Annotated in this window: 12 protein-coding genes; 5 read left to right on the forward strand and 7 right to left on the reverse strand. The window is 34.7% G+C overall.

Going from position 1 to position 13,298, the window contains the following annotated elements:
• Window positions 1-86: 86 nt before the first annotated feature.
• Together ACN0QX_RS04040 and ACN0QX_RS04045 are read right to left on the reverse strand one after the other, a co-directional pair.
• Window positions 87-1,124, reverse strand: coding sequence for a PLP-dependent cysteine synthase family protein (locus ACN0QX_RS04040; RefSeq protein WP_417195636.1), 1,038 nt, complete (start codon window positions 1,122-1,124; stop codon window positions 87-89).
• 75 nt (window positions 1,125-1,199) lie between these two features.
• Window positions 1,200-3,257 carry a S9 family peptidase gene (locus ACN0QX_RS04045; RefSeq protein WP_417195637.1) on the reverse strand — a complete coding sequence of 686 codons (2,058 nt, stop codon included), beginning with the start codon at window positions 3,255-3,257 and terminating at the stop codon, window positions 1,200-1,202.
• 74 nt (window positions 3,258-3,331) lie between these two features.
• Here ACN0QX_RS04045 and ACN0QX_RS04050 point away from each other — a divergent pair, with 74 nt between their 5' ends.
• Window positions 3,332-3,655 (forward strand): YbaB/EbfC family nucleoid-associated protein, encoded by a 324-nt coding sequence (locus tag ACN0QX_RS04050; protein WP_248399885.1) that lies wholly within the window; start codon window positions 3,332-3,334, stop codon window positions 3,653-3,655.
• Between the two features lie 56 nt (window positions 3,656-3,711).
• Here the strand turns inward: ACN0QX_RS04050 and ACN0QX_RS04055 are convergent, their stop codons facing one another.
• The gene (locus ACN0QX_RS04055) at window positions 3,712-4,737 is read right to left on the reverse strand and encodes a threonine aldolase family protein (RefSeq protein ID WP_417195638.1); all 1,026 of its coding nucleotides are present in this window, start codon (window positions 4,735-4,737) and stop codon (window positions 3,712-3,714) included.
• Between the two features lie 90 nt (window positions 4,738-4,827).
• Here ACN0QX_RS04055 and prfB point away from each other — a divergent pair.
• From prfB to ACN0QX_RS04070, 3 genes are all read left to right on the forward strand, one after another.
• Window positions 4,828-5,938 (forward strand): peptide chain release factor 2 gene (gene prfB / locus ACN0QX_RS04060; protein ID WP_417195639.1). Its coding sequence is split into 2 segments (ribosomal slippage): window positions 4,828-4,890 and window positions 4,892-5,938, totalling 1,110 coding nucleotides; the frame shifts between segments, so codons are not numbered across the junction.
• A 16-nt stretch (window positions 5,939-5,954) separates the two neighbouring features.
• On the forward strand, window positions 5,955-6,296 hold the full coding sequence (gene arsC, locus ACN0QX_RS04065) for an arsenate reductase (glutaredoxin) (protein ID WP_248399891.1): 342 nt from the start codon (window positions 5,955-5,957) through the stop codon (window positions 6,294-6,296).
• A gap of 110 nt (window positions 6,297-6,406) precedes the next feature.
• Window positions 6,407-8,869: a TonB-dependent receptor domain-containing protein gene (locus tag ACN0QX_RS04070; RefSeq protein ID WP_417195640.1), complete on the forward strand. Its 2,463-nt coding sequence runs from the start codon at window positions 6,407-6,409 to the stop codon at window positions 8,867-8,869.
• A 176-nt stretch (window positions 8,870-9,045) separates the two neighbouring features.
• Here the strand turns inward: ACN0QX_RS04070 and ACN0QX_RS04075 are convergent, their stop codons facing one another.
• The 4 genes from ACN0QX_RS04075 to ACN0QX_RS04090 form a co-directional block, all read right to left on the reverse strand.
• Window positions 9,046-9,225, reverse strand: coding sequence for a hypothetical protein (locus tag ACN0QX_RS04075; RefSeq protein WP_066256759.1), 180 nt, complete (start codon window positions 9,223-9,225; stop codon window positions 9,046-9,048).
• Window positions 9,226-9,354: 129 nt separating this feature from the next.
• On the reverse strand, window positions 9,355-9,657 hold the full coding sequence (locus ACN0QX_RS04080) for a T9SS type A sorting domain-containing protein (RefSeq protein WP_417195641.1): 303 nt from the start codon (window positions 9,655-9,657) through the stop codon (window positions 9,355-9,357).
• Between the two features lie 17 nt (window positions 9,658-9,674).
• Window positions 9,675-10,367 (reverse strand): hypothetical protein, encoded by a 693-nt coding sequence (locus ACN0QX_RS04085; protein ID WP_417195642.1) that lies wholly within the window; start codon window positions 10,365-10,367, stop codon window positions 9,675-9,677.
• A 62-nt stretch (window positions 10,368-10,429) separates the two neighbouring features.
• Window positions 10,430-11,737: an APC family permease gene (locus tag ACN0QX_RS04090; RefSeq protein ID WP_417195643.1), complete on the reverse strand. Its 1,308-nt coding sequence runs from the start codon at window positions 11,735-11,737 to the stop codon at window positions 10,430-10,432.
• A gap of 158 nt (window positions 11,738-11,895) precedes the next feature.
• Between ACN0QX_RS04090 and fumC the strand changes: the two genes are divergently transcribed.
• Window positions 11,896-13,296 carry a class II fumarate hydratase gene (gene fumC / locus ACN0QX_RS04095; RefSeq protein WP_248399899.1) on the forward strand — a complete coding sequence of 467 codons (1,401 nt, stop codon included), beginning with the start codon at window positions 11,896-11,898 and terminating at the stop codon, window positions 13,294-13,296.
• Window positions 13,297-13,298 lie beyond the last annotated feature (2 nt).

The raw sequence follows: 13,298 nt of genomic DNA on the forward strand, positions 1-13,298 counted from the left end.
AATTTTACGTTCTATTATTAACAACACATGATAGTTAACTAAAAATGTTTAGAGCTAACTATCATGTGTTATATATGCGGACATCCTTAAATAAATTCGATGCCTTCTTTATCTTTTACTTTGGCAGTATCTAAAAAGCCTTGTTCCTTCATCCATGTATCGCTATATATTTTACTCATATAACGTGAACCGTGATCTGGAAAAACAACAACAATGACATCATTTTCACCAAATGTATTTTCTTCATTTAATTGTTTGATGGCTTGCATAGCTGCGCCAGAAGTATACCCTACGAATAAACCTTCGGTTTTAGCAATTTCACGAGCTGTAAGTGCACTTTCTTCATCGGTTACTTTTACAAATTCATCAATTGCATCAAATTCAGTAGCTGTTGGAATTAAGTTTTTTCCTAAACCTTCTATACGGTATGGATAGATTTCTTTCTCGTCAAATTCCCGTGTTTCATGATATTTCTTCAACACAGAACCATAGGCATCTACGCCTAAAATTTTAATATCCGGATTTTGCTCTTTTAAGTATTTAGCAATTCCAGAAATAGTTCCTCCGGTACCACTACACGCCACTAAATGCGTGATTTTACCTTCGGTTTGACTCCAAATTTCTGGGCCCGTAGAATGGTAATGGGCGTCTATATTTAATTCGTTAAAATATTGGTTGATATAAATAGAACCTGCTGTTTCTTCATGTAAACGTTTGGCAACTTCGTAATAGGATCTCGGATCGTCTGCAGCTACATGTGCTGGACAAACGTATACTTTGGCTCCCATGGTTTTTAGCATATCAATCTTATCTGGAGACGACTTTGAACTCACCGCCAAAATACATTTATATCCCTTTATGATACTCACCATAGCTAAACTAAAACCAGTGTTTCCAGAGGTTGTTTCTATTATAGTGTCGCCAGGTTTTAAAATACCTTGCTTTTCCGCTTGTTCAATGATGTATAGTGCAATTCTATCTTTGGAAGAGTGTCCTGGATTAAAGGCTTCTACCTTTGCAAAATAGTTACCATTAAAAGGTGCTGTAATTGTATTCAATTTTATTAAAGGCGTGCTACCAATAAGATCTAACACGCTATTGTAAACTTGATTTTTGTGTCCCATATTTGCTATTTGAGTAACTCCATTTTTTGGTAAAATGCAGCTTAAAACCTCGCAAAAATACAACTTTTTTTTTAACTATTGGTTAATTCCCTCTAAATCCAGTAAAAACGCGTACTCCAATGCCACTTCTTTTAAACTCTCAAATCGTCCAGAAGCACCGCCATGACCCGTATGCATATCAACTTGTAACAATAATATGTTTGAATCGGTTTTTAAATCGCGTAATTTGGCAACCCATTTGGCGGGTTCCCAATATTGAACTTGAGAATCGTGAATTCCTGTTGTAACCAAAAGATTTGGATAGTTCTGTGCTTTTACGTTGTCATAAGGTGAATAAGATTTCATATAATGATAATAGGTTTCTTCATTAGGATTTCCCCATTCATCATACTCACCTGTTGTTAGTGGAATAGAATCATCCAACATCGTTGTTACCACATCTACAAAAGGAACAGCTGCAACCACGCCATTGTATAATTCAGGATTCATATTGATGATAGCTCCCATGAGTAAACCACCTGCTGAACCGCCATTAGCATACAACTGTTTTGTTGTCGTATAATTTTGATCAATGAGATACTTGGAACAATCTATAAAATCGGAAAACGTATTTTCTTTCCTTAATAATTTACCGTTTTCATACCAATCACGACCTAAATATTCACCGCCTCGAATATGAGCAATGACATAAATAAAACCACGATCTAGTAAACTTAAACGAATAGTAGAAAAATACGGATCTATTGTAGCACCATACGAACCATAGGCATATAATAATAGCGGATTTTTCCCATCCTTTTTCACCCCTTTTTTATGAACGACAGACATCGGAATTTTTTCTCCATCTCTGGCTGTTGCCCAAATGCGTTCAGAGGTATAATCATCTTTATTAAAATCGCCTAAAACGTCTTGCTCTTTTAAAACGGTGTTTGTTTTCGTTTTAAAATCAAATTCCATTACAGAACTTGGAGTCGTCATGGCATTATAACCATACCTTAAAACATCAGAATTAAACTCCGGATTATTACCTAAATAGGCTGTGTATGTTTCACTGTTAAAGGGTAAATAATAATCTTCGGTACCATTCCAACCAATAACACGTAATTTATTAAGACCTTGAATGCGTTCATTTAACACATAATAGTCGCGAAATATTTCTATATCTTCTAAAAGAACATCTGGCCTGTGCGGAATAACATCTACCCAATGCGTTTTATCTGTATGTGTTTCTGGAGTTCTTTGAAGTTTGAAATTAATGGCTTTATCATTATTCGTAATAATATAAAAGGCATCATTATAATGCGCTATAGCATATTCCAATCCGCGTTCACGTTCCTGAAACATCTTAAATTCACCATCCGGATTATCAGCTGGTAATATGCGATATTCAGACGTTAAGGTACTCGATGAACCAACAACAATATATTTTCTTGACTTCGTTTTATAAACAAAGGCATTAAAAGTTTCATCTTTTTCATGATAAACCTCTATATCTTCTGATGCTTTCTCATGTATATTATGCTTAAATATTTTATAAGCACGCAAAGTCACGGGGTCTTTTACCGAATAAAAAACTGTTTTATTATCACTTGCCCAGGTACAACCACCTGTGGTGTTTTTAATTTTATTTGGGTGCAATTTCCCAGTTTCTAAATTTTTTATTTGAATGGTGTATTGACGTCTGCTTACCGTATCTACCGAAAAAGCAGCCATGGTATTATCTGGACTAATAGAAATACCACCTAATTTAAAGTATTTATGCTTTTTAGCCAGTACATTACAATCAAACATAATGTACTCTTCAGCTTCTAACGACTCTTTTTTCCGCGTATAAATAGGGTAATCCTTTCCTGTTTCAAAACGTGTTATATACCAATACCCGTTATAGAAGTATGGCACAGACTCATCATCTTCCTTGATACGCGCTTTCATTTCCTCAAAAAGTGATTTTTGAAAATTTTCCGTAGGCTTCATTACGGCTTCGGTGTAAGCATTTTCGGCGTTCAAATAGTCTATAACTTCTGAATTCTCCCGATCGTTAAGCCAGAAATAGTTATCTATACGTTCATCTCCATGTATAATTAGAGATTTTGCTATTTTTTTAGCTATTGGAGGGTTGGATATTTTTTTCAAAAAAAGAGGGTTTAATCAGCTGGCAAAAATAGAAAAATTAAATAGCTTTGTATCTAATAAAAATTGATATTATTATGTTTGGAGATCTTATGGGAATGATGGGTAAAATTAAAGAAACCCAAAAGAAAGTTGAAGAAACAAAAATGCGTTTAAATTCCGTGCTTATTGATGAAACGAGCGCAGATAATAAATTGAAAATCACGATTACGGCCAATAGAACCATTAAAGATATTAGTATTGACGAAGCGCTTTTAGAAGACAAGGAAGCGCTTGAAGATTATTTGGTTCTAACCTTAAATAAAGCCATTGAGCGCGCTAGTCAAGTTCATGAAACTGAAATCGCTGCGGTTGCTAAAGATGGCATGCCAAACATTCCTGGAATGGATATGTTTAAATAAAGGGTGGATTAGCGCTTCCTTTAATCTTGCCTATTTCTAAATGACAATAAAATACTTTATACCGTTGCACCGCTTAAAACCGTCATAAAGTAGTCATGCATGGAATCGGTGTAATCTAAATGGGTAACTATACGTAACTTTCCACTTCCCATACCACTTAATCGAATTCCTTTTTCTGAAAAATAGTTTAGAAACTTGGCTTCTTTTTCACGTTCCGCTAATTCAAAAATAACAATATTAGTTTCAACAGGAACGACTTTCTTTATAAATGGTAAGGACTGTAAAACAACGCCCATTTCTTTAGCTTTTTGATGATCGTCAGCTAAACGCTCCACATGATTATCTAAAGCAAATAAGCCGGCAGCGGCCAAATAACCAACTTGTCGCATACCACCTCCAAGAATTTTTCGGATTCTAATGGCGTTTTGCATGATTGCTTCATCGCCAATTAAAACGGAACCAATTGGGCAACCCAATCCTTTACTTAAACAAACTGAAATGGTATCGAATACCTGACCATAATCTTGAGCGGTTTCATTTTTAGCTACCAATGCATTCCACAAACGAGCGCCATCTAAATGAAAACCTAAATCATTGGTGTGACAAACAGTTCGAATTTTTTTCAATTCTTCAAAATCCCAACAAGAACCTCCACCTCTATTTGCTGTGTTTTCAACTTCAACGAGTTTGGTTAAAGGACTGTGATAAAAATCGGGCGGATTAATGGCATCTAAAACTTGCGCTGCGGTAAACATACCATGATTGCCTTCTAATAATTTACAAGAAACACCACTATTAAAGGACACCCCTCCACCTTCATAATGATAAATATGGGCATCTTTATCGCAAATCACCTGGTCGCCAGGATTGGTATGCAGTTTTATGGCGGTTTGGTTCGCCATAGTTCCTGTAGGAAAAAATAAGGCTTTAGGCTTTCCAAATAGTTTGGCTAACCGCTCCTCTAGTGCATTTACCGTTTCATCTTCTTTATAGACATCATCTCCAACTTGAGCGGATAACATAGCGTCCAACATCCCTTTTGTTGGTTTGGTAACTGTATCGCTTCGTAAATCAATTTTCATAAAAACAACTATTAAATTCGGCTTAAAATTAATCCATTTTAAGTTTTCTGTTGGCGCTTTTAATTATATTTTTGTTAAAATTTAAAAGCTATGATTACTTCAGATCAAATTAAAGATCTAAAAAACCGCCTTGAGAAATTAAGGCACTATCTTTGACGTAGATGCCAAACTAATTGAAATTCAAAACGAAGAGGAACAAACCTTCGATCCTAATTTTTGGAATGACTCCAAGGCTGCCGAAGCCATTATGCAATCCTTAAGAAATAAAAAGAAATGGGTTTCTGGATATGAAGAAGGTGTCTCACTTCACGAAGATTTAGAAGTTATTTATGAGTTCTATAAAGAAGGCGAAGCCACGGCCGAAGATTTAGAAAGTCGTTTTGAAAAAACCGAAACCCTTATTGAAGATTTAGAGTTTAAAAACATGCTTTCGGAAGAAGGTGATAGTTTAAGCGCTGTATTACAAATTACGGCTGGAGCCGGTGGTACGGAGAGTTGTGATTGGGCAAGCATGCTGATGCGTATGTATTTAATGTATGCCGAAAAAAGTGGCTTTAAAGTTAAGGAGTTAAACCTCCAAGAAGGTGATGTGGCCGGAATTAAAACCGTAACCTTGGAACTAGAAGGCGATTTTGCCTTTGGATGGCTGAAAGGTGAAAATGGGGTGCATCGTTTGGTACGGATTTCTCCTTTTGATAGTAATGCCAAGCGCCATACTAGTTTTGCTTCGGTTTATGTGTACCCTTTAGTTGATGATACGATTGAAATAGATATTAACCCAGCAGATATTGAAATTACTACAGCACGCTCTAGTGGTGCTGGAGGTCAAAATGTAAATAAAGTTGAAACGAAAGTTCAGCTAACCCACAAACCGTCAGGTATTCAGATTTCTTGTAGTGAAACACGATCGCAACATGATAACCGTTCACGCGCTATGCAAATGTTGAAATCGCAATTATATGAAATTGAATTGCAAAAACAGCTCGCGCAACGTGATGATATTGAGGCCGATAAAATGAAAATTGAATGGGGAAGTCAAATTCGTAATTATGTGATGCATCCTTATAAATTAGTTAAAGATGTAAGAACCGCTCATGAAACTGGAAATGTAGATGCCGTTATGGATGGTGATATTGAACCATTTTTAAAAGCCTATTTAATGATGATGGGGCAAAAAACAGAAGAAACGGATCAACTATAAACTATAAAAATAAATTATGATAACAATTTATCACAATAATCGCTGTAGCAAAAGCAGAAGTGGATTGGAAATTTTAGAAAATTCAGGGAAACCGTTTGAGGTGAAAAAATATTTAGATGATGTGCCTTCGGAAGCTGAACTCAAAAATGTTATATCCTTATTAGGTATAAAACCTATAGATTTGGTTAGAAAAAACGAGGCCATTTGGAAAGAACAGTATAAAGGTAACGATTTGTCGGATGCCGAAATTGTTTCAGCCATGGTTAAAAACCCGAAACTAATTGAGCGCCCGATTGTTGTAAATGGAAAGCAAGCTGTAATTGGCAGACCACCAGAAAATATCTTCGAAATCATTTAAAAATAAAGGCTTTGATTGTTAAAATTGAAGCTTTTTTATTTAACAAATTTTTAACCAAAACCCTTTAAACCAAAGGCTATTTTTGCAGTCTTATACGCAAAAATAGATTCATGAATAAACTAATTTTATCATTCTCCCTAATCGTTTTAGCAGCGTTCAACCTGACTGCTCAAAACAACAAAGAAGTTACCATAACAGGTAAAGTATTTGAAAAAGCTACTAATTTTCCACTTGAATACGCAACTGTTGCCTTTATTAATAAGGCTGAAAATCGAATTGTAACAGGTGGTATTACAACAGAATCAGGCGCTTTTAGTATTCCTGTTCCTAGTGGAACCTATGATGTTACCATAGAATTTATTGGCTTTGACAAATTAACAATTCCAAACCAAGTTCTTACTTCAGATAAAAATTTAGGCACAATTGGATTAGCTGAAAATGCGCAAGCACTAGACGAAGTAGAGATTATAGCCGAAACAACAACGGTTGAAATTAAGCTAGATAAAAAAATATACAATGTAGGTAAAGATTTAACGGTAAGAGGTGGTACTGTTAGTGACGTTTTAGACAATGTTCCTTCGGTATCTGTGGATGTGGAAGGAAATGTAGCTTTACGTGGTAATGAAAATGTAAGGATTTTAATTAACGGAAAACCATCTGGTTTGGTAGGTTTAAATAGTACAGACGCTTTGCGTCAATTACCAGCCGAATCTATTGAACGCGTAGAAGTTATTACCTCGCCTTCTGCTAGATATGACGCTGAAGGAACTGCTGGTATTTTAAATATTATTTTACGTCGTAGTAAACTTCAAGGTTTCAATGGTGCGGTTACAGCAAACGTTGGTCACCCAGAATCAGCAGGAATTTCAGGAAATATTAACTATAGAACTGGAGATGTTAACATTTTTAACACGACTAGTTATGACTACCGTAAAGTTCCAGGTAACTCATCTACCTACACACAGTTTTATAATAAAAAATATGATAGTATGGGTAATTTAATAAGCGATTTACCAGATACTTTTGTAGATGAAACCAATGATTATGACCGTATTCGTAAAGGCATAAGCACCAATTTTGGTGTGGAATGGTATATTACAGATTCGGCATCTTTAACAGGATCTATTTCTTACAGAAATGGTGATAATGAAAGTAATACAACAAATAGATTAACACAGTATGACGTGAATGGTGCTTTTGTTTCCGAATCTAATCGTTTTGATCCAGAAGAAGAGGAAGATAAAGTTATGCAGTACGCATTAAACTTTATGAAAGATTTTGACAACAGTGGACACAAATTAACATTAGATTTTCAATATGAAGATAATTCAGAAGATGAGTTTTCTGAAGTATTTGTTGAAGGTATAAATTCTGAACGTGTTTCTACTATTGAAGATCAACGTCGTATTTTATTACAAGCTGATTATGTATTACCAATCGGTGAAAAAAGTCAATTTGAAGCAGGATATCGCGGAAACTTTAATGACCAAGACACAGATTATAATGTAGCGCTTTTAAATACGAGCACCAATGAATTTGAAAATGCAACAGGCCTAACCAACTTTTTAAACTATCGTGAATATGTGAATGCGGCTTATACCCAGTTTGGTAGTAAAATTGGTAGTAAATTTTCATTCTTATTGGGATTACGTTTAGAAAATACACGTATTACTATTGACCAACCTACAAGTGGTGATTTTAGTAAAAAAGACTATAATGGTCTATTTCCAACGGTAAATTTAAGCTATGAGTTAAGTGATAATGAAAATGTAACTATGGGATATAGCAGACGTATTCAACGTCCAAGATCATGGTTTATAAATCCGTTTCCTTCTCGTTCTAGTGTTACCAGTATTTTTAGAGGAAACCCGGAGTTGGCACCTAGTTATTCTGGTTTATTTGATGTGGGCTATTACAAGAAGTTTGGTAAAGTATCTTTAAATACCTCCGCTTACTACCAACACGCTACAGATGCATTTAGCTTTGTAAGTTTTGATACAGGAAGAACAGAAACTGTTGATGGTCAAGAATTAGCCGTAATAGAACGTACGCCAATTAACCTAGCAGAAGAGAATAGATATGGTTTTGAGTTTACCGTAACGTATAACCCAATGAAAAAGTGGAATGTAAATGCCAACTTTAATATTTTCCAACAATCAGTTATTGGAACCACCCCTAACGGTTTATCTCTAGATAATGATAATACAAGTTGGTTTGCACGTTTAAACAATAAATACACATTACCAGGTCAGATAGAATGGCAAACAAGTTTAAATTATAGAGGACCTTCTTCTGATGCACAAAACGAGCGTGAAGGTGTTTTCTCTGCAAATATGGCATTTAGCAAAGATTTATTTAATGAAAAAGCATCTATTGCTTTCAATGTAAGTGATTTACTTAATAGTAGAAAACGTACTATGAATACATCAACAGATACGTATTATAGTACATCAGAATTTCAATGGCGTGAGCGTAGTTTCAACGTATCATTCACTTACCGCTTTAACCAACAGAAGAAACGTCAAGACCGTGGCGGATCCAATGGTGGCGGTGATTTTGATTACGAAGGCTAATTTTAAAACCCACTATAAATTAAAAGACTGTCTGAAGAGGCAGTCTTTTTTTTTGTCTTTAATTTGATTTGTGTACCAACCATACCCCGTTTAGATGAAAAACCATAAAAACTGGTCATAAAAAAAACGTCCAAAATTTCTTTTAGACGCTTGTATAAATGTGTTCTAATTTAAGATTAGCTCAACGCTTCTCTTTTGGCTTTCTTCTCTTCGCGAATTTCTTTCATACGTTCAATTAAAGCACCTCCAATCCAATAAGGAATGACAAATGTTATTAAAAAAATCATTAACCAAAAACCGATTGTTAAAATGGTTAAAAATGCTAAAAACCCTAAATATTGGTCAAAATCGAACATAATAAAAATTTCTTTTGTTGATAACTATGGCAAATATACGTGAAATGCTTTTTTTACACAACAGTAAATTCAAGATTTATTAACATCTTTTATTTCCTATTGTTTAATAACTTTTAAGAATGTCTCATTTTATAAATGTCCCTTTAATTTTAAATAATAAAGCCCTGCACTTAAACTACTCATATTTATTTGGCTGTTAGGCTTTACAGTTCCATTAAGCACTTTAGCACCACTAATAGTGTGTAGTTCGAATTGCTTTTCTTCCTGCAAACCTGATAACCGGATAAACTGTGTGGTAGGATTTGGATATATTCTTGGAAGAATAACAGACTTATTACCTTTAATACTCAACAAAGTTCCTAGATTTTCCACTTTAAAAATTCTATCTCCCTGACCACCAGCAATAAAAAGTTCGTTGTTATGGACTAACAAGTTTAAAGGCTGGCCACTCAGTTTGATAAGAATTCTTCAGCTAATAAAACAGGTTCATTCATATCTACAGTCATCAATTTATAACTTAATCCCAAGCCTACAATTAATGTGTCTTCAAAAAAGGCTAATGAGTAAATATTAGAATCGAAATCGGAAATAACATCTTCAATTACCGGATTAGCGTCTGTAATATTAATTTTTGAAACTTTATTGGCATAGCCAAAATATAACTCATCTCCTTTTAAGGCGAAAGCCAAAATTCGCGCTTCAATATTCTGAACAACTATTACAGCATATGGATTGGTAGCATTTAAATCTATTTTAGAAATTCTATCTTCACCTGAAATAAATAGTTCATTTTCTGTAGCTATTAATGCGCGCGGTATATTGGAGTAAATTACACGGGTTTCTGTAGGATTAGGATCATTGATATTTATTTTCCATACATGTTGGGTTGCAAAATACAGTTCATCACCAACCAAGCAAACAGCCCGTGGATATGTTAAATTAGTAACTATATCTTTCTTTACAGGATTACTAATAGATATATCAGCTTTAGATATTACGCCTGAATGTTCCGCAATAAATATCTCTTCCCCACTTATGGCAATTCCAATGGGATGATCTAATCCGGTTACAACATCCACTGTTTGAGAGAATAAATTGTTAGTAATTAGGAATACAACTACTACGAGTAAATTTTTAATCATCAATTGTTTTATTTTAATTACTAAACAAAGAAGCACCTTTTAAATTAAAATTTAAAAATTCCCTAAGCATTATTTTTGTTTGATTCCTGTTTCTTGTAGAAATATTCGAGGATAAAACAACTAAATATAATTGCTAAAATGACTACGACTCCAACCAAATTTGATTGATATTGCTGAATGACTAAAGTAACAAAAGCTATGGCGCACATTAGAAACCCTATTAAGGGAATTAATTTTTTCCCTTGTATTTCACGAGATAATTTAAATGCCACATAATTTACAATGGCAAAAATCAATAAAAATCCTGCGCTTCCAGCAGTAGAAATACTTTCAAGCTTTAAAGTATTTGCTATCAATAAGGTTAACACAGCCGTAATAAGTAATCCAATAGGCTGATTCCAGAGTTTACTAGTTAAGTGATGTGGTAATTCATCATCTTCCGCAACTTCAAAACTCACACGACTTCCACCATAAAGAGATGCATTTATTGCCGAAAAAGTTGAAATTAAAGCAGCTACCGTAATAATGGTAAATCCTACTTTACCAAGCATGGGTTTGGCTGCTTCCGCTAACACATAATCTTCTGCTTTTGCTATAGTTTCAAATGGCAAAGAACCTACTGTTACTATTGCAATAATAACATACAGGAAAACCACAAACCAAACGGAATAATTATAAGCTTTAGGGATATTAATTTCTGGATTAATAATATCTGGTGCCGCATTGGCAATAAGTTCAAAACCTTCATAAGCTACAAAAATAACCATCCCTCCCGTTAATAATAAAAGTGGACTTTCCCAATTAGAAACAGCAAGTTGCTCAACATTAGGATTGCCAAACAACCCATACAGACCAACAACTATAAAACCTAGTAATATAAGTAGCTTTATTATTACAGCATAAGATTCTATTTTACTTACCACCGCAATACTGTAATAATTTATTACGGTCGCTATAATTATAATGCCACTTAAGTATACATGCGAATCCCATGAAGGATTTCCGGTAATATTAAATAAATTAGGCGCATAAAATCCAAAAGCAGAAGCATAAAGCGAAAGCATAATAATATAACTCACCCACAACAAATTATTAATGGCGCCACTGAAAACAGTTTTTCCAAAACCCTGATTTATAAATTTAACAGTGCCACCTCTATCGGGAAAAGCTAATGATAATTTTGAATAACTATAAGCTGTCAAACTCGCTATAATTCCAGCAAAAAGGAATGCAATGGGAGTGCCACCTTGTGCTAATGAAACGGCTAATCCTAACACCGCAAAAATACCACCTCCAACCATACCTCCTATTCCAATGGATATGGCTTCACGTAAACTTATTTTAGCATTGGAATTTGTGTTATTTTTCATAAAATCATGGAATCGTTATAATTAAAAGTAACATTTTTTATTTATTGGTAACCTTTAAGGGAAGATTTTCTAACAAATAACACCTTAACAGCTACAGGATTTAGTCATAAAATCGTAATTTTGCAGAACAACTAAATTTATTTCAACTTATATATATCATGAATTTTAGAATAGAAAAAGATACCATGGGCGAAGTTAAAGTGCCTGCGGAAAAACTTTGGGGCGCACAAACAGAACGCTCCAGAAACAACTTTAAAATTGGTGCACCTGCATCTATGCCATTAGAAATTGTTTACGGTTTTGCTTACTTAAAAAAAGCAGCAGCCTATACAAATTGTGAATTGGGTGTGCTTGCTGAAGAAAAACGCGATCTGATTGCGCAAGTTTGTGAAGAAATTTTAGAAGGCAAACACGACGACCAATTTCCCTTAGTCATCTGGCAAACCGGTTCTGGTACACAAAGTAATATGAATGTTAATGAGGTTATTGCCAATAGAGCACATCAAATTGCTGGTAAAACCATAGGTGAAGGTGAAAAAACCATTCAACCAAATGATGATGTCAATAAATCGCAATCGTCAAATGATACCTTTCCTACAGGCATGCATATTGCAGCTTATAAGAAAATTGTGGAACATACGATTCATGGTGTTATTCAATTACGAAATACACTTCATAAAAAATCATTAGCTTTTCATGATGTAGTAAAAATTGGACGTACCCATTTAATGGATGCAACACCTTTAACTTTAGGTCAAGAATTTTCGGGTTACGTATCCCAATTAGATCATGGTTTAAAGGCTTTGGAGCATACATTACCTCACTTATCGGAATTAGCCCTTGGTGGAACTGCCGTAGGAACAGGCTTAAACACACCTGAAGGTTATTCAGAATTAGTAGCGAAATACATTGCTGATTTTACTGATTTACCGTTTGTAACAGCACCTAATAAGTTTGAAGCTTTAGCGGCTCACGATGCTTTGGTTGAAACACATGGCGCTTTAAAACAATTAGCCGTTTCTTTAAATAAAATTGCTAATGATATCCGAATGATGGCTTCAGGACCACGTTCAGGGATTGGTGAAATCACGATTCCAGCAAACGAACCTGGAAGTTCCATTATGCCAGGAAAAGTAAATCCAACACAGTGTGAAGCATTAACTATGGTGTGCGCTCAAGTTATGGGTAACGACGTGGCTGTTACTATTGGCGGCATGCAAGGTCATTATGAATTAAATGTTTACAAACCAATGATGGCTGCCAATGTTTTACAATCGGCACAATTACTTGGTGATGCTTGTATGAGTTTTGATGAGCATTGCGCACAAGGCATTGAACCTAACCACGATGTTATTAAAAAATTATTAAATAACTCATTAATGCTTGTAACCGCTTTAAACACCAAAATAGGCTATTACAAAGCTGCAGAAATTGCAAATACAGCTCATAACAATGGTACAACCTTAAAAGAAGAAGCTATTAATTTAGGCTATGTAACTGCGGAAGATTATGATGCTTGGGTAAAACCAGAAGATATGGTAGGCAGTATAAGTAAATAAAA

This window comes from Bizionia sp., from assembly GCF_048259285.1.
GTDB lineage: Bacteria > Bacteroidota > Bacteroidia > Flavobacteriales > Flavobacteriaceae > Algorimicrobium > Algorimicrobium hallyeonense.